This is a genomic window from Vibrio sp. 10N.222.54.A3 (assembly GCF_041474095.1).
Classification (GTDB): Bacteria; Pseudomonadota; Gammaproteobacteria; order Enterobacterales; family Vibrionaceae; genus Vibrio; species Vibrio crassostreae_C.
In genome coordinates this window covers 1-21275 of record NZ_JBFRTN010000006.1, presented here as the reverse complement: position 1 = coordinate 21275, position 21275 = coordinate 1, and the positions used below count along the sequence as shown (strand labels likewise).

Here is a 21275-nt window from a genome sequence, read left to right as displayed (position 1 = left end):
GGTGTTTTGTAGTTACTGTATGGGTTTGTCAGCGGAATCATTACATAGCTGAATGGATATGGTGAATACCGCCCCCTTTAAGGTTTGGCTCTGACCAACCTCTACGGTCGCGCTATGTTGAGCACAGATCTTTTCGACGATAGAAAGCCCTAAACCATGGCCGCTCTTGGCCTTGTTACGCGCTTTGTCGCCAACGTAAAAGGGTTCGAACAGGCGAGCTTGATGTTCTTGTGCCACGCCATCACCATCATCATGTACGGCAATCTGTAGTTGTTCTTGATGCACGCTGGCTTCAATTAACACTTGAGAGCGTGCGAATTTCATGGCGTTGCGTACGAGGTTATCTAGGGCGCGGTTCAGCAGTATCTCATCCGCAAGAATCTCGTATGGTTGCTCTGGCAGTGATAGGTTGATGTTGAGCTCTGTATCTTTGTTCCAACGCGTCATTGCGTGGCCAAGAAAGTCATTTATCTCGACAGGCTGCTGCAAATTTTCGAGGTCGCAGCTATCCAGCTTGGCGTAACACAATAGCTCGTCGACCATCTTCTCCATCTCTTCCGTATCTTCCACAATGCTTTCTACAGTCTCTTGCTGAGATTCGTTGAGCGGTGTGTCTTTAAGCATTTCAGCTTGCCATTGGATCCGGAATATCGGCGTGCGCAGTTCATGAGCGACCGCATTGGTGAGTGAACGATTGCTCTCAATTAACCGGTGAATGCGATCGGCCATTAGGTTAAAGGATTTGTTGAGTGAGCCAATTGCGATGCCACTTGAGGTCTCGGCTCGTGAAGAGAGATCCCCTTCTGCAAAGGCTAGCGTCGCCGATTCAAGCTTCTTAACTCGGCGGAAGATGATAAATAGGTGGCATAAGCCGTATAAGATAAAGCTTGCTAGGAAAAATAACCAAATGAGGTCATCTTCCAATTCTATTTTTTGCCTAACGAACGCTTCACTGTTGGGTAGGTAATGATAGGTATTGTCACTGCTTGCTAAGCGAAACCATAGATCACGTTCATCATCGTGGAAGATAAAGGTATTTGGGTTGGTACTGAAGAACTCTGAAACTGGGCTTGGTATTTCATCTTTTGGGTTGAACGTCACCAGTTTATTGCGAGTGGTTTCGACAAACTGGTTCATTGCTTGTTGAGCCGCTTCAAGCCCCTGATTTTTAGCGATGTTTTCTATGAGTTGCTGGTGGGCTGTCGCTTCATAATCTTGCAGAACATATTCGTAGTCGGTATTGAGCTGATAGACACAGATTTCGTAGGCGACAATGCCGCCCATAAAGCAAACTAACAGCCCTAATAGGGACTCCAAAAAGATACGTCGCATAATCGCTCTCTTTCATTACGCTCGTAGTGAGCGAAGTTAATGCCAGGCGGTGGAAACAAACAAGTAGCCTTTACCGCGAATGGTCTGAATTTTCTCTGCTGGTGTGTGGTCGTCGCCCAGTATCTTTCTTAGACGCACGACTTTGTTATCTATTGTGCGGTCTATTCCGTCGTACTCAATCCCGCGCAATGTTTGCGTCAAGTAGTCACGAGACAACGGAGTGTCTGGGTTGCTTGCCAATAACCAAAGTAGGTCAAATTCACTGTCAGTGAGTGATAAAACGGCACCTGAAAGTTCACACTTCTTATAGGTGTTTTTCAGAACGAGTTGATCAAACTGAAGGTTATCTGAGTCATCGACTGAAGCCGTATTGACGTCTTGGCGGCGTAATAGCGAACGAACTCTGGCCAGCAGAACTCGTGGTTTGATTGGCTTGGTGACATAATCATCAGCCCCTGTCTCTAAACCAGCGACGTGATCAAAGTCGTCATCGCTAGCGGTGAGCATCAAGATTTTACCTTTATAGTGCGTACGCGTCTGTCGGCAGATTGTAAGTCCATCAGTTACAGGAAGCATCAAATCCAGCAGTACGATGTCAGGTTGCTCCGTGAGGATGGTGTGTGCGGCATCACTGCCATCGTCCAACACCGTGACATCAAAATCTTGCGCGACGAAGTAGTCCTGCAACATTTTCTGAAGTTTCAAATCGTCTTCCACGATGATCATTTTAGGTTTTGTCATTCCATTATCAGCCTTGTCGTGCGTTTCACTTATTGAGATTAGGTGAGCGAGTCTTCGTCGTGATGAACCATTACGATTATACGCTATTGCATATAAGTTCAGATGCTTCGCCAAATACCTAAAGCGAATGATTAAACACTTTATAAGTTAGTTCAATGATGAATTGGCATTTATAGGAAAATAAAAAACATCGTTCAAATAGGCTCGACATTCTCATACATTTTCACGACAGATAAATTCATCGCTAAACAATAGAATTTTCTCATCAAACATTTTGGGAATAACTGTATGAACGACTATAGAAATGCATTACTGGCGTTACCTTTGATTCTGCTAGCGGGTTGTAACTCAAGCTCTAACTCAGGTAAAGCTGCCAACAAAGCGCAAGTAAAACCTCAAGCTGATTACGTATTTTCATCAGCGAAACTGGGTGAGTTGTATAAAGAGCGACAAGAGGTCCAAGAATCCATAAAACTTGATTACAACGGTGTGCAGTATGAAATCGTTCTGTTTGCGGAAGATATTAGTGATAAGCAAAAAGTGGTTAGGCTTGCGGATAGTTTAGGTCAGAGTGTGGATCTGTACCTCCCTGATGCAGGGGCTGACGATTGTGCGATTTACAGTGAGGGTAAGTTTTTTGATTCATTTGATTGTGGTGTTGCTCAACGTTCAATCGGCAATGACACCACGTTAATTAACACGACGACGAATATTCATAAACCCGTCGAGCTTGAGTATCACAATGAACTGGTTCAATACGTGACTAGCCTTGGGTCTACCATTCTGAGTAACACTAAAAGTGGGAACAAGGTAACGATAACCACCTCGTTTGCTTTCAACGCTTTTTACCGTGATGTGCTCAACGAGACTGGCGCTGTTGATCGCATTACTTCCACTCTAGGCGCATCAACCTATTCTCAGCTTTTTGATATCGTGAAATTGTATCAAGGCAGTGAGATGACGTTGAAGTTTACCAACCATATTGGTGGAAGTGCCGACGATGATATCAATATGTACACCGGTCGCATGATCCACAGTAACAACATGACGACGATCGTAACGCCTACGGGGTCGGTGTTCTCTGGCGGCACGGATCTTTTCGCTGCGGGTAACCCACGAGTTTTGCAACGAGCAGATACCACTAAAGCCATTGAGCTTAATAAGCAGGTTGGTGTGCACAGTTGGGCTGAGGATGATAAAACAGCCAAAGACTTCCCATACACGAACGAAAGCCATCGCAAGCAAGCGACCTACTTTAAAAAGGTAATGGGAGACAAAGGAATCGACTTCTATATCTTCACGTTGGATTCTGCTCCGGCTTCTGGCGAACACTGGGTGACTAAGGCTGAGTCAGATAAATACGACTTCATCACTCGCATTGAGTAGTTTAGGCTTGCAATAACATTAGAAACGACTGAGAAGGTTGGTGATGACGCTGTTGTCGCCAACCTTTTTTGTTCATTTTTTGATTCGTTACCTGTGTTGATTGTGGATTTCCTTGTCTTAAATTTCAGTATGAAAATTCCTTGATACTTCCTTTCCACTCCCTCCCCAAAAAGTTTCTACAAGGACTCTCACTGATTGATTCTTGAACTTTCTAAGCAAAAACATTTGACCAATAACTATCACACCTCAAATCTTTAATTGTTTTCGTTAGTGCTCTAAATGATATTTAAGCTGTTGTTCCATAGTGATTTTTGTTGTTTTGAATGCTGTATTGTTACGAGTTTGTTTTAAATAATCATTTGAACCCTAACTAAATTTCTGTCATTTTATATTTAACTGAACGTTCAATATAAAATAAAAGGACTGAGAAATGCCGAAGGTTGGGATGCCTGATATACGTAAACCACAGCTTGTTCAAGCCACCATGACGGTGATTGATCGAGTGGGTTTGCATGCCGCGAGTATTGCGTTGATCAGCAAAGAAGCGGGAGTCTCCACTGGCATTATTAATCACTATTTTGGTGGAAAGCATGGGCTGCTCGAAGAGACCATGCGTGAAATCCTTCGTCAACTTTCCAATACCATCACCACGTCACTAAAAGCACTTCCTGTTGATGCTCACCAACAGAGAATTAACGCGATCATCGATGGTAACTTCGAAGGTTACCAAGCTGAAAATAAGGTCGCGAAGGCGTGGTTGGCATTTTGGTCATATTCAATGCATGACGAGCAGCTGAAAAGACTGCAACGTGTGAATGAAAAACGTTTGATTTCACACTTACGTCTTGAGTTGAAAGGTATTTTGAATCATGAACAAGCGGATCTCGTTGCTCACGGGATTGCGTCTCTGATTGATGGTTTGTGGCTGAGAGGCACACTAAACCCAGATGGTATCGATGCTCAAAAGGCGCGAGCCATCATCAATGATTATCTAGATAAACAACTTACGTTCTACTCGTGTCACAGCAAATAGATCGCAGTGGTAGCGTTAGACCTTGAGCTAGACCTAGAGCAAGAGCTAGAACGACCACTATTCGCACCCAATACTCACATATAGACCAGTAGAGTCTAATAACAATAATTAAGTCAGAATCTCAAATGGAAATGAACTCGTTATACATCGATGGCGCAGCGGTTAAAGCAACCTCTGGTGAAACCTTTGATAGCATTAACCCTGCAAACGGTGAACCTATCGCGACGTTAGGCCAAGCATCTTCAGCGGATGTCGACAGTGCTATTGAATCTGCGAAGCGCGGATTTGCGGTATGGTCAGCAATGACCGCTGTGGAACGCAGCCGTATTCTTTTGAAGGCAGTGGAAATACTTAGAGCTCGAAATAATGACCTTGCAAACCTTGAGGTTGTTGATACGGGCAAGCCGCTGCAAGAAGCGATTGAAGTAGATGTGGCGTCTGGCGCTGATGTTATTGAATACTTTGCTGGCTTGGCTCCAACGCTACAAGGCGACCAACAACCGCTGAGTGAATCTCAGTTCTTCTACACTCGCCGCGAGCCGCTAGGCATTTGTGCGGGCATTGGCGCGTGGAACTACCCAATTCAAATCGCGATGTGGAAATCGGCTCCGGCATTGGCCGCGGGTAACGCGATGATTTTCAAACCTTCAGAAGAAACGCCGCTCACAGCTCTAAAGCTTGCAGAAATCTTTACTGAAGCTGGTCTTCCTGATGGCGTGTTCAACGTGGTTCAGGGCGATTACCGTGTTGGTCAAATGCTAACGGCGCACCCAGAGATCGCAAAAGTGTCGTTCACGGGCGAAACCGGTACCGGTAAAGCGGTAATGGCAGACAGCGCTAAGACGCTGAAATCAGTCACCATGGAACTTGGCGGCAAGTCACCGATGATCGTGTTTGATGATGCGAAATTGGATGATGCAGTTTCCGCTTCGATGGTTGCTAACTTCTACACCCAAGGCGAAGTGTGTACTAACGGTACCCGTGTTTATGTACACGAAAACATCTACAACGCATTCATCGACCAACTTAAAACACGCACTGAGAAGCTGATCATTGGTGATCCAATGGACATGGAGACTCAGATCGGCGCGTTGATTTCTAAAGAACACCTTTCAAAAGTCCTTGAAGCCATTGAGCTAGCTAAGCAGTCGGGCGCAACTCTGCTGACGGGCGGCTATCAAGTGACAGACAACGGCCTCGAAAACGGCAACTTTGTTATCCCAACCGTGTTTGTGGATTGCGAAGACAACATGCCTCACGTTCAACAAGAGATCTTCGGCCCTGTGATGTCAGTGTTGAAGTTTACGGACGAAGACGACGTGATTCGCCGCGCTAACGACACCAAATATGGCCTTGCGGCAGGTGTGTTCACGCAAAACCTTTCTCGTGCGCACCGTGTTATTCATCAAATGCAGGCAGGTATTTGTTGGGTGAACACATGGGGCGACTCACCGGCAGAAATGCCTGTTGGTGGTTACAAACTTTCAGGGGTTGGCCGCGAAAACGGGCCAGAGACTCTACTTCACTATACGCAGACTAAGAGCATTCTTATTGAACTTGGCGACTACGCCAGCCCTTATGCCTAACGCGTAACACTCAATTTTATGGGTTAGCTTAACAGAGCTAGCCCTACTGACTCATCTCAGGGAAATCAAAACATGGAACAACGCTACGATTATATTATCGTCGGCGCGGGTTCGGCCGGCTGTGTGTTAGCGGATAGGCTAACGGAAAGCGGTGAACATAGCGTTTTATTATTGGAAGCGGGCGGTACGGATAAGAGTATTTTTATCCAAATGCCGACTGCGCTTTCTTACCCGATGAATACTGAAAAGTACGCTTGGCAATTTGAGACCCAACAAGAACCGGGCCTTGATGGACGTGAACTGCATTGTCCACGCGGCAAGGTGTTGGGTGGCAGCTCATCGATCAACGGCATGGTTTATGTTCGTGGCCACGCTTGTGACTTTGACCAATGGGAAGAAGAGGGCGCAGCCGGTTGGAATTACCAAGCTTGCTTGCCTTACTTCCGCCGTGCTGAATCATGGAACAAAGGTGGTGACGAATATCGTGGCGACAATGGCCCAGTCGGCACTTGTAACGGCAACGATATGGCGCTTAACCCGCTTTACCAAGCGTTCATCGATGCAGGTAAAGACGCCGGTTACCCAGAAACACAAGATTACAACGGTTACCAGCAAGAAGGCTTCGGTACCATGCACATGACGGTAGACAAGGGTGTTAGAGCCTCAACCTCTAACGCTTATCTACGTCGTGCATTGAAGCGTTCAAACCTTACCTTGAAAAAAGGTATCGTGGCGCGTCGTTTCTTACTTGAAGCACTCGTCGTAAAAGACCAGTCATCAGATGGTCAATCAGGCTTGAAAGCGGTTGGTGTTGAGTTTGAAAAGTCAGGCAATACCCAGGTGGCTGTGGCGAGCAAAGAAGTGATCTCTTCTGCGGGTTCTATTGGCTCGGTTCAACTGCTGCAGCTTTCTGGTATCGGCCCGAAAGCCGTGCTTGAAAAGGCCGGCGTTGAAGTTAAACACGAACTAAGCGGTGTCGGTGAAAACCTTCAAGATCACCTAGAAGTGTACTTCCAATATCACTGCAACGAACCGATCACACTCAACAGCAAGCTTGGCTTGGTGAGCAAAGGCATGATTGGCGCGGAATGGATTCTGACTCGCAAAGGTCTGGGTGCTACTAACCACTTTGAATCGTGTGCGTTCATTCGCTCTCGTAAAGGATTGAAGTGGCCAAACATTCAATATCACTTCCTGCCAGCAGCGATGCGTTACGACGGACAAGCGGCCTTTGATGGTCACGGTTTCCAAGTACACGTTGGGCCTAATAAGCCAGAAAGTCGCGGTACGGTTGCGATCACTTCTGCTGATCCGCATGCCAAGCCAGAGATCATTTTCAACTACATCTCGACTGAGCAAGACCGCCAAGATTGGCGCGATTGTATTCGTCTAACGCGTGAGATTTTGTCTCAACCAGCAATGGATGCTTACCGAGGTGAAGAGATTCAGCCGGGTCTAAACATTACTTCTGATGAAGCGATTGATGAATGGGTTAAGCAGAACGTTGAAAGTGCATATCACCCTTCTTGTGGCTGCAAAATGGGTTCAGATAACGACCCAATGGCGGTGCTTGATGAAGAGTGTCGCGTTCGCGGTATCGACAGCTTACGTGTTGTCGACTCATCGGTTTTCCCAACCATTCCAAACGGCAATTTGAACGCCCCGACCATTATGGTTGCTGAGCGTGCTTCCGATTTGATTTTAGGTAAGCCGATGCTCAAAGAGCAGGGCGTTTCAGTGTGGATTGCACCTGAGTGGCAAGAGAAGCAAAGAATAAACAAACCAGTAAGAGAAGCGTAAGCCTCTGTTATTAGTTTAAAAAATAGAAAGTAGTTCAAAAATAGAAAAAGCAAAAAGTAACAACAAAAATTAGTCAAAAGTCAGAAGAACTGCTCTCTATCGGTGTTGATATCGAGCAGAAAAAGGAAAGATAAAAAGGAACCATTATGACGACTCTAAATATTCAGAACATGACCACGAAAACGTTAACAGCACTAGCCATCAGTTCATTTGCATTTGGTGCTAACGCTTCTATTGAACCACAGCAATGTGAAAACGTTCGCTTCGCTGATGTAGGCTGGACTGACATTACCGCAACAACCGCCGTTACTTCTGAACTATTAAAAGGCCTTGGTTACCAAACCAAAACCGACCTACTTTCAGTACCGGTGACTTACTCTTCAATGGCGAACGGCGATATTGATGTATTCCTAGGTAACTGGATGCCAACCATGGAAGGCGATATTGCTAAGTACCGTGAAGCGGGCACGGTTGAAACCGTTCGTGCCAACCTTGAAGGCGCAAAATACACGCTTGCTGTTCCTAAATACGTGTACGACTCTGGCGTGAAAAGCTTCGCCGACCTAGCAAAACATGCCGACAAATTTAAAGACCGCATCTACGGTATTGAGCCGGGTAACGATGGCAACCGCTTAATCCAATCAATGATTGATTCTGACGCGTTTGGCTTGAAAGATTTCAGCCTAGTGGAATCAAGTGAAGCGGGCATGGTATCGCAAGTATCTCGCGCTGCTCGTCGTAGCCAGTGGATCGTTTACCTTGGTTGGGCACCGCACCCAATGAACAGCAATGTTGAGATGGAATACCTATCAGGTGGTGACGACTTCTTCGGCCCTAACTACGGCGGAGCAAATGTTTACACCAATGTTCGTTCAAACTACGTGTCTGAGTGTGCAAACGTCGGTCAACTACTGCAAAACCTAGAGTTCACTCTAGAGATGGAAAACCAGTTGATGGAAGAGATTCTTAACCAAAAAGTGAAGCCAGAAAAAGCGGCGCAACAGTGGTTAAACGCTAACCCACAACAAGTTGAAGCTTGGTTAGACAACGTAAAAACGCATAAAGGTGAATCAGCGACGCAAGCGGTTACTGAATACCTAAAACAAGTTAAAGCTTAGTTTTACCTAGTTATCGATCTATTTATCAAAGCTCTATAAATAAAAAAGGTGGGCTTACCAATTGTTCGATTGGTTTGAAGTAGCCCACCCATAATAAAAGGCAATACTGTGAATTTTATTACGGAAAACAAAATCCCTGTTGGTCAATGGATGGAAGCGGGTGTTGATTGGTTAACGATCAATGCAGCAGGATTCTTTGACGCTATTTCGATTTTTTTAGAAACTATCATTATGTTTTTAGTCGATGTATTTAAGTGGATGCCGCCTGCACTGCCAATCGTGATGACTGCTGCGATTGCATGGTACTTACACCGTAAACCTTCGCTAGTGATCTTTGTGGTCGCAGCGCTGCTGACTATTCTTAACCTCGGCTATTGGCAAGAAATGCTGGAAACCTTTGTTCTCGTCTTTGCGGCGACAACGATTTCCGTATTAATTGGCGTACCGGTTGGCATCATGGCTGCTCACCGTCCTTGGCTCTATACAGTTTTGCGTCCAATCCTTGATTTGATGCAGACAGTCCCAACTTTCGTTTATCTGATTCCAACTCTGGTTCTATTCGGCTTGGGTATTGTTCCTGGCTTAATCTCGACCATTATTTTCGCGATAGCTGCACCGATTCGTTTAACCTACTTAGGGGTAACGAAAGTGCCTGAAGAGTTGATTGAAGCGGGTAAAGCGTTTGGTGCCAGCCGTCTGAAATTGCTGATGAAGGTCGAATTACCGGCGGCTTTACCAAGCATCATGGCGGGTGTAACCCAATGTATTATGTTGTCGCTTTCGATGGTGGTTATCGCCGCTCTTGTCGGTGCTGACGGACTTGGTAAACCTGTTGTTCGTGCATTGAATACAGTGAACATCTCACAAGGTTTTGAAGCCGGGTTGGCGATTGTATTAGTCGCTATCATTCTTGATCGCTTGTGCAAAACACCAAACCAGAAGGAAGCTTAATCATGTCTAACTCTCAGGAAAAAAAGACAATGGACGCGATTACCATTAAGAATCTCGATGTTGTGTTTGGTAATAAATCGAAACAAGCGCTTGAGCTACTCGACCAAGGTAAAACTCGCCAAGAGATCATTGATGAAACTGGTCAAGTGGTTGGCGTAGATAATGTGTCGCTGACGGTTGAAGAAGGCGAGATCTGTGTGTTGATGGGTTTGTCTGGTTCTGGTAAATCATCTTTGCTTCGCGCAGTTAACGGCCTGAATGAGATCAGCCGTGGCTCATTGGCGATCAAAGATGGAGACAAGCAGGTTGATTTAGGTGAACAGTGCGACGAAGCGACCTTGCGTCATCTTCGTACTCACCGCGTTTCTATGGTGTTCCAAAAATTTGCCCTAATGCCTTGGTTAAACGTGTTAGATAACGTGGCGTTTGGTCTAGAAATGCAAGGCGTAGCCAAAGATGTTCGTCGTGCTAAAGCGCGTGAACAACTTGAAATGGTGGGTTTGGCAGAGTGGGAAACCAAGTATCCGCATGAGCTTTCTGGCGGTATGCAGCAACGTGTTGGTTTGGCGCGTGCGTTTGCAATGGACACCGACATTCTGTTGATGGATGAACCGTTTTCGGCGCTTGATCCACTGATTCGTGCTCAGCTGCAAGATGAACTGATCACGCTGCAAAACAAACTCAACAAAACGATTCTGTTCGTGAGTCACGACCTAGATGAAGCACTGAAGATTGGTAATAACATTGCGATCATGGAGTCAGGAAAACTGATTCAACACGGTAAGCCTGAAGAGATCGTACTGACGCCAAAAACCGAATACGTAAAAGACTTCGTTGCTCACACCAATCCATTGAATGTGCTTAAAGGTCGCTCTTTAATGCAGCCTCTTGATTCACTGACGCAAGAGAATGAAAGCTGGAAGATCTGCGATTCTAAAGATCTTTGGATTGAACAGAGTGAAGGTGCTTTATCAGTGAAAGGTGAATCTACTTTGGCGCTTGTTGAGTGGAGCGAGTCTGACGACCTAACCGCGATTAACGCGTCGAGTGTGGTAGTGACAAGCCCGGAGATTGGTATGCGTGATGCGATTAAGCTTAAGCAGATCAGTAACCACCCAATTCTGTTGGTTGAAAATAATCAATTGGTAGGGATTTTGGATAACAGCGAGTTTTACAACGCGCTAACGGGTAACTTTCAGATGAATACCGCTGCGTAAAATTTCGTTTTTCAGCTTAGCTATTGAGGCTGGTTTTTTATTGGGTGGAGAGGATTAAATCTCTCTACCTCTATGATTATTAAAATATATTATTCTTTGAGTTTGTATTCTCTGGTTCATTATTTTTGTCTTCATTGAAGCTTTCATTCCCTCTTCATTAAGCAAAAGTGCCGTACCACGCAAGTTTAGTGGTATAGAAAAGATTGAGAATAGTATGAACATCAGTACAATGCGGAAAAATCAATGAAGTAATTTATCAATTTACAGTGTAATTCGAGCGCGCGTGACGTAATCACTCGAGACATTTCATCGCTTCGACGCTGTAAAACCATTCACAGTATATTAGTACAAAGGTCTGCATCTTGGACAAACATGACGAAATCCTGGTCGCTATTCGCCAAATTATTCGCGCTATCGATTTACACTCGAAGAAGCTGAGTAAAGAGTATGGTTTGACTGGCCCTCAATTAATCTTAATGAGAGCAATCCAAGAAATGGGTAATGTGACAATCAAAGAATTGTCTAATCAGACCAATGTAAGCCAAGCAACGACGACGACGATCATCGACCGTCTTGAGTTAAATGGCTATGTACAACGAATACGCAGTTCATCGGACCGCCGTAAAGTACACGCGAACCTGACTGAAAAAGGTCAAGAGTTGCTAAACAATGCGCCACCGCCGCTGCAAGATAACTTCGTTAAAAAATTCCAAAATCTAGAGACGTGGGAGCAAAGCTTACTGCTTTCTTCGATGCAGCGTGTATCATCAATGATGAACGCAGAAGACATCGACGCCGCTCCAGTACTTCAACTTGAAGGCATTGCAAACGTAGCCAAGAGCTAACCTTATTTATAAATTGTTTATTTAGAACAACAACTTAAATAATTGTCAAATGGTCGCACTAAGCGGCCATTTTTGATCCTGCCATTTAAAATTCTCTATTTGCCTTGCGTGTTAGCTACGCCTTCTTATTTTAAATTCCCCTGACTTTTTGCCCCGTTTGTAGCCGCCTCATTGGATTGTAATCAAAACTCCATTGACGATTCTTTGACAATAAAATGCTAGACCGACCGGTCTGTTGTGTATTATTGTGTGTTCATCTTAACCACGAGGTGATGTATGAAACACGAATTGACGCCAACACAAATGACCATGACGTTGAACAGCATGCAGGGAGCTTTTGCACAGAAACCGATGCCAGCGATATCGGAGAGAATTGAGCAGCTGCTCGCACTTAAATCTGCGCTAATCGATTACACAGATCGTTTGTGTGTAGCCGTGAGTGAGGACTATGGTCACCGCAGCCGACAAGACACTTTGATGGCTGACATATTGCCTTGTATCGGAAATATTGATCACAGCATTGAGTGTTTACCTCATTGGTCGACATCTTCGATTCGTCATTCCGGCCCATTGCTTTCAACCTCTCGTGTTGAAGTGGTTTATCAACCCAAAGGCGTCGTCGGGATTATTGCTCCGTGGAATTTCCCGATCATGTTATCCGTCGGCCCACTTATTTCGGCGCTGGCTGCGGGAAATCGCGCCATGATCAAGATGAGCGAATTTACCCCAGCGACGAACCAAGTATTAACAGCGCTATTGGCGGAAGTTTTCCATGCCGATGAGGTGTGCTTGGTTGAAGGTGAGGTAGAAATCGCAGCCGCATTTTCGGCGTTGCCGTTTGATCATCTTCTATTTACAGGGTCAACCCAAGTGGGTCGCCAAGTGATGAAGTCAGCGGCTGATACGCTAACCCCAGTCACGCTAGAGCTGGGTGGAAAGTCGCCGGTTATCGTGGCAGAAGACATGCCGATTGATATTGCGGTAGAGCGAATTATTTATGGTAAAAGCCTAAACAACGGCCAAGTATGTGTCGCTCCAGATTACGTGCTACTCCCTGAAGATAAGCTCGAAGCCTTCATTTTGGAGTACAAAAAACAATATCAACAGCTATTTGATGAAGGGATCTACTCTGAGAGTTTAACCTCGCTCATTAACCCTCGCCAATGTGATCGTATTGCTGGTCTGTTGAATGAAGAGCAGGAAGCTGGGACACGAATCGTTGCTTGCCATGACGAATCGATGGACCTAAATACTCATCGGTTGGTGACACATTTGATCGTTGAACCAAGCCTGTCATCCAAGGTGATGAACGAAGAAATTTTCGGCCCATTATTACCTTTGATTACGTATCGCAATGTCGAAGAGGCGTTCCAAGTCATCAATAGCAAACCAAGGCCGTTAGCACTCTACCTGATGAGCTTTGATTTGAGTTTACAGGCTCAGGTTAAGCACCAAGTTCACTCCGGTGGCATGTGTATTAATGACTGTGTTTTCCATTTAGCGGTTGATGACGCGCCGTTTGGTGGCATTGGCGAATCAGGCCAGGGCAATTATCACGGTAAAGAAGGGTTTATCACTTTCTCTCACGCTAAAACTGTGTTGGAAACAGGTTTAGATCACCGCGTTAAGCATCTGTTTTCAAAAGAAGACAACGAATTAAAAACCGCAGTGATGGGCATGCTTGGCCAGTAAATCACTGTTGGTATGACACTGTTTATTTTTCAAAAAGTTATTTTCACGAAATTATTTTAAGAGGTTACTTTTATGTTGGAACGTTTTTTTGAACGTACGATCAAATCGTATTTGATGATTACAGGTTTCTTAACAGCGACGGCATTTTCCACTTTCCTAGCGCCAGATTGGAGTATGCAGACGCTGTTCTCGTACAACGATACCATGATGGAAAACAAGGAGTACTTGCTCGGTACTTATCAACACTGGGGTGTGATGGTTGGCTGTATTGGTGTGTTGTTGATGTTCTCGGCGAAGTACAAATCGCTGCGTACCTCAACCATGATTTACAGCGCATTTGAGAAGTCGATGTTTGTTGGCATCTTCTTATACAACGTGTGTATCAACGATTATGAGTGGTTCTATGGCTGGAGCGGCGTGTTTGCGCTCGATGGATTTGTGACCGTTTATTCTTTGGTTTATCTGTACTACTACCTCACTAGAGATAAGAGTAAGGTCCCAGCTCACCTTCGTTAATCGTTAACCGTTTGTGAGTTGCTCAGGGTGAGTCAATGACACTTCTTTAATGATCAATAGCTTACTTATGATTACAGCCCGCATTTGCGGGCTTTTTTCGTTTTTGGGCAATGATCCATAAAGATCTTAATTGACATATCTTTGACATTTACGTTCTAGACCGACCGGTTTGTTTTGGTTATTGTTTAGTCATCAACTAGAAATGAGGTAAACACCATGACAACCAATAATTTTAACTTTCAACTTAAAACCATTGTTCATGCTCAAGAGAACGGTATTGAAAATATCCCTTCTTTGTTTGGTCGCTTAGGTGCGCAAAGAGTCGTGCTCTTTTCTGATAAAGGTTTGGAGTCTCTTGGCTTTGTTGAGCAGTTCTCGGCGTTGTTTGTAAACCAGAATGGGAATCAGGAAGCGAACCAACAAGCGGTTCAGCTTGTTGGCGTTTACACCGATATCGCGCCAGACGCGACTTGCGACAACATCAACGCTGCCATTGAGTTTGCAAACAGCGTCAATGCTGATGCGATTTTGTCTGTTGGCGGCGGCAGCGTGATTGATGCTTCTAAAGGTGTGAAATACGCATTCCATAAGCAGATAGATGATATCCGTACGGTGATTGCGGGCGGCGGTCATATGGATGTGTGGCCAAACAATGAAGACATTCGAGTGCCACACATTGCGGTTCCGACAACGGCTGGCACGGGCGCAGAAGCCTCTCCGATTGCTGTTTTTTACAACGAACATGAAAACATTAAGGCAAGCCTAGTCGCATCGGGATTGGAAGCTGATATCGCAATCCTTGATCCAACGGTGACCACTAAGCTGCCTGCTCACCTGACTCGTTCTACCGCCATGGATGCGCTAACACACGCTGTTGAAGCGATTGTTTCTCCAATGAGTAATGCGTTCACCGATGCTTATGGCACTCAGGCTGCAAAACTGATTGTTGAAAACTTACCCGTGGCACTTAGAGAACCAGAAAACCTGACGGCACGTGGCAATCTTCTTCAGGCAAGCACGATGGCGATATCTGCATTTTATTCATCGCTAGGTGGCATTCCTATTCATAACTGCGCCCATGCCTTTGGTGCGATTAGCCACATTCCACATGGCGATGCCAACACGGTACTGATGCCGGTTGTGATTGAAGCGCTGCCGGAATTTTATATGCCAAATGCGGCGAAGTTAGCTCAAGCTTTCTCGGTCGACACTACGGGAACCGATGAGATGGTTTACCAGAGAGTGTTGGATTTCTTAAACAACTTCCAAACCAGTGTCGGTGCGATGAAGCGTTTCAGCAGCTGGGAGTTTGATGAGCAAGAGAAGAGCAACATTGCAGAAGCGATTGAAAAAGACATCTGCTTTCAGTTCTACCCAATCTCGAAACAGACGATTGAAACCATCATTGAGAAAGCGATTTAAGTCTCTGTCTTAATCGACTGAATCTTATGACCATTTAGTTCAGTCCTTGATTCACTCACAACAATTACTCGAGAGCCAATTATGAAAATTGAAAACGTATTGCTATCAAGCTTGTGCATCATCGCGCCATTCCTACTTTTCACCTAACTCATTCGACAGGGACGTTGTGACCTTTATTCCCGAGGAGGAAATAAATGATCAATAAACGTTTAACTACCGTGATTCTGACTGGTGTTTTGGCTGCTCTGTTTTTTGCCAAAGCAAGCGTTGGAAGCGAAAGCTCTAAGAACGCAGCCACCATGGACCAATCGCAGCAGCATCAAGATGTCGTGCAATTGTTGGATGAGGCTTACCAAGGGCAATTGGATGCCCAGCTCTCTGTCGCTTACTTATATCTGAGCGGAGAGGGCGTAGAACAGAATGATGAAAAAGCCGCGGAGTGGTTCGTCACCGCAGCCAACAACGGTAGCCCTGAAGCTCAAACACAGCTTGGGTTGATGTATATCTCTGGAAGTGGCGTTCAAGCCAGCCAAGCGGAAGCTGTCACCTGGATAGGCATGGCAGCAGCTCAAGAGTATGACCCCGCGCTCGACTTATTACATTGGATGTCGCAAGCCGCGCATTAATTCAAATCTTAACTCAGGTTACTCACAGAAAAAGTTACTCGCAGAAAAGTTAATTACTGAAACAAGTTAATCACAGAAATTGGAGAACGTCTTATGCAGACATTCAAGAAATCTTTAGTCTTCACTGCAATGGCTGCGGCAAGCAGTGCTGCTCTTGCGGCTGAATCAGAAAAACCGAATATTGTTGTTATTGTTGGCGATGATGTGGGCTTTGCCGATACTCAGCCTTATGGCTCAGAAGCCAATACACCAAACCTAATGGCGCTGGCTGAAGAGGGGGTTAAGTTTACTAACTTTCACGCGTCACCAACCTCATCGGTAACGCGCTCTATGATGTTAACCGGAGCAAACAGCCACGAGGTTGGGCTAGGCACCTTCGACTATGCTGTCTATCCGGGTGCGATTGGCAAGCCGGGTTATGAAGGTTACCTCACCAAGAAAGGGGTTACGGTCGCAACGCTGCTTAAAGAGAGTGGTTATAACACTTACCTCTCTGGGAAATGGCACTTGGGGCACGACGATGGTTTCTTACCTGACGATCGAGGTTTTGAAGAGAGTTACGGTATCTTAGCGGGCGGCTCGAATCACTTTAATCGAGATATGATGTTCCCGGCCAAAAATGCCGCGACAGCGGATGCGCTGCAAAAAGGGGATATTCCCGGCGTCGAAGTTGAGCCAACTTACCGTAACGGTGAAGTGGTTGAGGATAAATACAAAGGCGAGTACTCAGACCAAGTTTACACCAACGAGATCATCAAGATGATCGACAGCAAAAAAGACGACGGCAAGCCTTTCTTCGCCTACGTCCCATTCACCGGTATTCACCTGCCACTGCAAGCGCCTGAGTCTGCCTATCAAGATAAAGTCGATTACTACGTTGAACATGGTTGGGACTCGGTTCGAGAAGATCGTTTCCAACGCATGAAAGATATGGGTGTGATTCCAAAAGACGCCGATATTTCAGATCGTAACGCATTAAGCCGACCTTGGGACTCGCTCTCTGAGAAAGAACAAAAGTGGTACGGCAAGAAAATGGCTGTCGCGATGGGCATGATGGAAATGCAGGACCAACAAGTCGGCCAGATAGTCGATTACCTGAAAGAAATCGGCGAATATGACAACACCTACATCATGTATCTGGCAGACAACGGTCCTGAAGCTGCGGATATAACCGGTGAAAATATCAGTGATTTGATTCGCACATGGACGGCGCATCACTTTGACAACTCGACGGAAAACCTAGGGAAAGCCAACTCCAGCGTTTCATTGGGCCCTGAGTGGGCAAGTGCATCAACCGGTGGTTTGTCTTGGTATAAAGCGTACACAGCAGAGGGCGGTATTCGTGTGCCGTTTATCGTTAAGCCAGCCAAAGCGCTCTTAGAGGGCGATCAAGCGCTGCAACCCGGCACTCAAACCGATGACTTGTCACAAGTAAAAGACATCGCGGCCACCATTCTTGAAATCGCCGATGTTGAGCATCCAGGAACAGAGTACCAAGGTCGAGAAGTCGCACCAATGAGTGGTGTGAGCTTGCTGCCTTACTTCAAAGGTGAAACGGCAGAGGTGCACAGTGCCAACAATGCGATTCCATTTGAATTGTTTGGTAGCGGAATTCTGCTTAAAGGTGATCATAAGATCATCCGAATTTCTACGGGAATGGGCGGTGACAGTGAGTGGCACTTATACAACACCAAGAAAGACCCTGCTGAGCAACATGACTTGAGAAATCAAATGCCAGATCTGTTCCTTGAAATGGTCGCTGAATATCAAGAGTACGAAAAAGCGCAAAACATCGTCCCGGTTGACGAAGCGTGGAATCCGTTTGAAAACGTGAAATAGAGGAAATGAACCACTCGGCCAACCTAATGCCATTAAGCTTGGTTGGTCGATGAACACCGTGTAAAGGAATTACGAATTGTTTTGGCTAATACAATAACTTTTACATCGAGGCACTCTTCATGACGACATTATCGCTATCAAACTTGAGTTCAATTCCACAGTTCAATGGCAAAGCACACAGCAAGCTTCAAGCGCTAGCAAAACCGATTGGGGCGGTGTGTAATATCAGCTGCACCTACTGCTATTACTTAGAAAAACAGCAGCTGCTTGAATACCCAAAAGGCTCTCAATATACGATGGATGAAGTCCTGTTAGAGCGTTATATCAAACAGTACATAGAGGGGCAGAACACGCCTGAAATCATCTTTTCTTGGCATGGTGGAGAGCCTACCTTGTTGGGGATTGAGTACTTTCAAAAGGTCGTCGAGCTGCAGAAAAAATATTGTCCCAACCACAGTAAGATCAGCAATGACCTTCAAACCAACGGAACGTTATTGAATGATGCGTGGTGCGAGTTCTTCAAGAAGAATGACTTTATCATTGGCGTCAGTATTGATGGACCAGAGCACCTACATAATCACTACCGAACTAACCGTGCAGGCAAAGGCACTTTTTCTCAAACAATGCGTGGCATTCGCTACTTGAAACAACATAACGTCGAGTTCGCGACTCTAAGCTGCGTGAATGATGTGACAGGTAAGTATCCGCTCGAGGTTTATCGCTTTCTACGCGATGAAGTGGGTTCGAAGCAATTGCAGTTTATTCCTGTGGTCGATAAGCGTGAGGCTCATACCAACAATAAATGGTTGAGCAACCAACAAGCGATCATTCCTGTATCAGGTGAGGTTGAACCGTGGAGTGTCGGCTCTGCGCAATGGGGAGAGTTCCTCACTACCATTTTTGACGAATGGTTCGAGCATGATTTTGGTCGGGTATTAGTGCCGTACTTTGAAAATTTTGTCGGCGTATGGATGGGCAGAGAAAGCACCATGTGTACCTTGAGTGAGATCTGCGGCAAAGGGTTAGCAGTTGAGCCCAATGGCGATGTGTACTCATGTGATCATTATGTCTTTCCTGAATTTCAGCTGGGTAATATTCAGGAACAAGCACTTTCAACTTTAGCCTTTTCGCCAAAGCAGCAGCGTTTTGGGTTCGCCAAACAAAAGTCTCTGCCGAAACAATGCCAAGCCTGTGAGTTTAAATTTGCATGTCATGGCGAATGCCCCAAAAACCGTATCATCACAAGCCGAGATGGTGAAGCGGGGTTAAATTATCTCTGTGAAGGTTGGCTGAGCTTCTTCAAGCATGTCGACCCGGTTATTAAGGGTTTACTCAAAGCCAATAATATTGCGTCTCGTCTGGGGTAATGGAGTAGGCGTGAATGGATTCAATCAAGATTTAAAGTTAGATAAAAGGCTCACTAAATTGTGCGAGCCTTTTGGTATTTGGTATTTGGTATTTGGTATTTGGTTTCTGGTAACGGGTATATCTAGTCAGCCGATTCTTGGGCTGGGCTCATGGCGAGAAGAGTCTCTTCCATGGCATTGTTTAGAATCGAACGGTTACGCTGCATGGCGGCCATGAGCGTTGAGCCTAGCCATAGGCCATAAAGCATTCGAGACAGCGATTCTGGCTCTGCGATAGTGAAATCACCGGCCTCATTGCCTTCTTCAAATAGCTTCGCCATACGCAGGATGATCTTTTCTGCACCTATTGCCATTGTGGACTGTAACGGGTTAGCCGACCCAGATACTTCTCCCGCCAGTTTTACGACAAGACATTGGATATTGAAGTCTTCAGTCAGTTTCGATGCACACCAAAACTCGAAATAGGCTTTTACGCGATCACGACGAGAAAGCGACTCATCACTTAAAAAGTCGTCCAGCTTAGCGAGATGCTCATCAAAGTAGTTAGTAAGAAGGATCTCACCAAAGTGTTCTTTGGATTTGAAGTAATGGTAAAAAGAACCCTTCGTGCCTTCCGCTTGGTTGATGATTTTCATCAGGCCAACACCAGCAAACCCGTGTTCATTGATAAGGCTAAACCCTGCATCGAGCATAGCTTGTCGCATGTCTTTCATTGTTCTTACTCTTTATGCTGAGAATGAGGAATAGTGTAACGAGCAACATACCAACCGTCCAGTCTAGCGCGTTAGGACGCGGTCAATAATTGACTCGTTTCGTCAAAGTAACTTTTTCTCTTATTGGCACTTCTAAGCGACAAAACTTTTTCAAGATAAGCACATCCTATAAATCGAAAATAACAACCTTAAAGGGCCTGTTTGGTGCCTTAAAATGGCTAAATTTGGGTGTTTTAAGTTGCTGTTTTTGTTCGTTTTTAATTTGGTGTTTTCTTAAGATCGCAATGGTAGTCTTAGCTTAATTTCTTTAGGGGGCTAAATGGACACCAATAACAGCACTTATCATCACCACAATTTTGCTCAGCAAGACTTATCAGAGCTTACATTTACAGCCTGTACGTTTATCCGTTGTGATTTCAGACGTTCGAACTTACGTGATGCAACGTTTATTAACTGTAAGTTTATCGAACAAGGCGATATTGAGGGATGTCACTTCGATGTTGCAGATTTGCGTGATGCAAGTTTTCAGAACTGTCAGTTGGCGATGGCGAATTTTAGTAATACGAATTGCTATGGTATTGAGTTACGTGATTGTGACCTGAAAGGGGCGAACTTTACTCGTGCGAATTTTGCCAATCAGGTAAGCAATAGAATGTATTTTTGCTCTGCATATATTACGGGCTGTAATCTGTCATACGCCAATTTTGAACAAGCTTGTTTAGAGAAGTGTGAGCTGTTTGAGAACCGTTGGATAGGCACTTACCTTGGCGGTGCGTCACTGAAAGAGTCTGATCTCAGCCGAGGTGTGTTCTCGGAAGATGTATGGGGGCAATTCAGTATGCAAGGTGCTAATTTATGCCATGCTGAATTAGAAGGGTTAGATCCTCGCAAGGTAGACACATCGGGGATTAAAATCGTTGCTTGGCAGCAAGAGCAACTGCTTGAAACCATGGGTATTGTGGTCATGCCCGATTGATAGCTGTAATTTCCAACGGCAGGCTATTTGGAATATGTAAGATTTCGCTATAGAAGAAAAGCCCAAAGCTAATAACTTTGGGCTTTTCCGTATTTGGTGTCCCGTCCTGAAATGT

The 21275-nt window shown here is 45.3% G+C and carries 18 protein-coding genes; 15 read left to right on the top strand and 3 right to left on the bottom strand.

Going from position 1 to position 21275, the window contains the following annotated elements; genetic code table 11:
* Positions 1–12 precede the first annotated feature (12 nt).
* The gene (locus AB4507_RS01205; protein WP_372136777.1) at positions 13–1332 is read right to left on the bottom strand and encodes a sensor histidine kinase; all 1320 of its coding nucleotides are present in this window, start codon (positions 1330–1332) and stop codon (positions 13–15) included.
* A gap of 36 nt (positions 1333–1368) precedes the next feature.
* Positions 1369–2073, bottom strand: coding sequence for a response regulator (locus AB4507_RS01200; RefSeq protein WP_372182083.1), 705 nt, complete (start codon positions 2071–2073; stop codon positions 1369–1371).
* 288 nt (positions 2074–2361) lie between these two features.
* On the opposite strand from AB4507_RS01200, the gene AB4507_RS01195 reads away from it, so the two are divergent.
* The 14 genes from AB4507_RS01195 (at position 2362) to AB4507_RS01130 (ending at position 19471) form a co-directional block, all read left to right on the top strand.
* The gene (locus tag AB4507_RS01195) at positions 2362–3459 is read left to right on the top strand and encodes an alpha/beta hydrolase (protein WP_372182081.1); all 1098 of its coding nucleotides are present in this window, start codon (positions 2362–2364) and stop codon (positions 3457–3459) included.
* A gap of 430 nt (positions 3460–3889) precedes the next feature.
* Entirely contained in the window at positions 3890–4492 is a 603-nt protein-coding gene (betI, locus tag AB4507_RS01190; protein WP_004732441.1) for a transcriptional regulator BetI, read from the top strand.
* A gap of 125 nt (positions 4493–4617) precedes the next feature.
* Entirely contained in the window at positions 4618–6078 is a 1461-nt protein-coding gene (gene betB / locus AB4507_RS01185) for a betaine-aldehyde dehydrogenase (RefSeq protein WP_372182079.1), read from the top strand.
* Positions 6079–6150: 72 nt separating this feature from the next.
* Positions 6151–7878 carry a choline dehydrogenase gene (gene betA, locus AB4507_RS01180; RefSeq protein ID WP_372182078.1) on the top strand — a complete coding sequence of 576 codons (1728 nt, stop codon included), beginning with the start codon at positions 6151–6153 and terminating at the stop codon, positions 7876–7878.
* A gap of 146 nt (positions 7879–8024) precedes the next feature.
* Positions 8025–8996: a choline ABC transporter substrate-binding protein gene (locus AB4507_RS01175; RefSeq protein WP_372182076.1), complete on the top strand. Its 972-nt coding sequence runs from the start codon at positions 8025–8027 to the stop codon at positions 8994–8996.
* 108 nt (positions 8997–9104) lie between these two features.
* Complete coding sequence (gene choW, locus AB4507_RS01170) at positions 9105–9947, top strand: choline ABC transporter permease subunit (RefSeq protein ID WP_372182075.1); 843 nt, start codon at positions 9105–9107, stop codon at positions 9945–9947.
* A gap of 2 nt (positions 9948–9949) precedes the next feature.
* Positions 9950–11164, top strand: a complete 1215-nt coding sequence (choV, locus tag AB4507_RS01165) for a choline ABC transporter ATP-binding protein (protein WP_249633514.1) — start codon at positions 9950–9952, stop codon at positions 11162–11164.
* Between the two features lie 362 nt (positions 11165–11526).
* The gene (locus AB4507_RS01160) at positions 11527–12009 is read left to right on the top strand and encodes a MarR family winged helix-turn-helix transcriptional regulator (protein ID WP_372182073.1); all 483 of its coding nucleotides are present in this window, start codon (positions 11527–11529) and stop codon (positions 12007–12009) included.
* Positions 12010–12285: 276 nt separating this feature from the next.
* Positions 12286–13701, top strand: a complete 1416-nt coding sequence (locus tag AB4507_RS01155) for a coniferyl aldehyde dehydrogenase (protein WP_372139098.1) — start codon at positions 12286–12288, stop codon at positions 13699–13701.
* Positions 13702–13773: 72 nt separating this feature from the next.
* Complete coding sequence (locus AB4507_RS01150; protein WP_017070129.1) at positions 13774–14217, top strand: hypothetical protein; 444 nt, start codon at positions 13774–13776, stop codon at positions 14215–14217.
* 216 nt (positions 14218–14433) lie between these two features.
* Complete coding sequence (locus AB4507_RS01145; protein WP_372182072.1) at positions 14434–15639, top strand: iron-containing alcohol dehydrogenase; 1206 nt, start codon at positions 14434–14436, stop codon at positions 15637–15639.
* 194 nt (positions 15640–15833) lie between these two features.
* Positions 15834–16265 (top strand): tetratricopeptide repeat protein, encoded by a 432-nt coding sequence (locus AB4507_RS01140; protein WP_048610280.1) that lies wholly within the window; start codon positions 15834–15836, stop codon positions 16263–16265.
* A gap of 93 nt (positions 16266–16358) precedes the next feature.
* Positions 16359–18104 (top strand): arylsulfatase, encoded by a 1746-nt coding sequence (locus AB4507_RS01135; protein ID WP_372182071.1) that lies wholly within the window; start codon positions 16359–16361, stop codon positions 18102–18104.
* Positions 18105–18223: 119 nt separating this feature from the next.
* The gene (locus AB4507_RS01130) at positions 18224–19471 is read left to right on the top strand and encodes an anaerobic sulfatase maturase (protein ID WP_372182070.1); all 1248 of its coding nucleotides are present in this window, start codon (positions 18224–18226) and stop codon (positions 19469–19471) included.
* Between the two features lie 122 nt (positions 19472–19593).
* Here AB4507_RS01130 and AB4507_RS01125 read toward each other — a convergent pair whose 3' ends face one another.
* On the bottom strand, positions 19594–20184 hold the full coding sequence (locus AB4507_RS01125; protein ID WP_102445515.1) for a TetR/AcrR family transcriptional regulator: 591 nt from the start codon (positions 20182–20184) through the stop codon (positions 19594–19596).
* Positions 20185–20503: 319 nt separating this feature from the next.
* On the opposite strand from AB4507_RS01125, the gene AB4507_RS01120 reads away from it, so the two are divergent.
* Positions 20504–21160, top strand: a complete 657-nt coding sequence (locus tag AB4507_RS01120) for a QnrS family quinolone resistance pentapeptide repeat protein (protein WP_102393809.1) — start codon at positions 20504–20506, stop codon at positions 21158–21160.
* Positions 21161–21275 lie beyond the last annotated feature (115 nt).

Coding starts and splice junctions, on each gene's coding strand:
- betA (WP_372182078.1), top strand. CDS start 6,151: ATGGAACAACGCTACGATTATATTATCGTCGGCGCGGGTTCGGCCGGC.
- AB4507_RS01140 (WP_048610280.1), top strand. CDS start 15,834: ATGATCAATAAACGTTTAACTACCGTGATTCTGACTGGTGTTTTGGCT.
- AB4507_RS01125 (WP_102445515.1), bottom strand. CDS start 20,184: ATGAAAGACATGCGACAAGCTATGCTCGATGCAGGGTTTAGCCTTATC.
- AB4507_RS01145 (WP_372182072.1), top strand. CDS start 14,434: ATGACAACCAATAATTTTAACTTTCAACTTAAAACCATTGTTCATGCT.
- AB4507_RS01135 (WP_372182071.1), top strand. CDS start 16,359: ATGCAGACATTCAAGAAATCTTTAGTCTTCACTGCAATGGCTGCGGCA.
- betI (WP_004732441.1), top strand. CDS start 3,890: ATGCCGAAGGTTGGGATGCCTGATATACGTAAACCACAGCTTGTTCAA.
- AB4507_RS01150 (WP_017070129.1), top strand. CDS start 13,774: ATGTTGGAACGTTTTTTTGAACGTACGATCAAATCGTATTTGATGATT.
- AB4507_RS01130 (WP_372182070.1), top strand. CDS start 18,224: ATGACGACATTATCGCTATCAAACTTGAGTTCAATTCCACAGTTCAAT.
- AB4507_RS01155 (WP_372139098.1), top strand. CDS start 12,286: ATGAAACACGAATTGACGCCAACACAAATGACCATGACGTTGAACAGC.
- AB4507_RS01120 (WP_102393809.1), top strand. CDS start 20,504: ATGGACACCAATAACAGCACTTATCATCACCACAATTTTGCTCAGCAA.
- AB4507_RS01175 (WP_372182076.1), top strand. CDS start 8,025: ATGACGACTCTAAATATTCAGAACATGACCACGAAAACGTTAACAGCA.
- betB (WP_372182079.1), top strand. CDS start 4,618: ATGGAAATGAACTCGTTATACATCGATGGCGCAGCGGTTAAAGCAACC.
- AB4507_RS01205 (WP_372136777.1), bottom strand. CDS start 1,332: ATGCGACGTATCTTTTTGGAGTCCCTATTAGGGCTGTTAGTTTGCTTT.
- AB4507_RS01195 (WP_372182081.1), top strand. CDS start 2,362: ATGAACGACTATAGAAATGCATTACTGGCGTTACCTTTGATTCTGCTA.
- AB4507_RS01200 (WP_372182083.1), bottom strand. CDS start 2,073: ATGACAAAACCTAAAATGATCATCGTGGAAGACGATTTGAAACTTCAG.
- choV (WP_249633514.1), top strand. CDS start 9,950: ATGTCTAACTCTCAGGAAAAAAAGACAATGGACGCGATTACCATTAAG.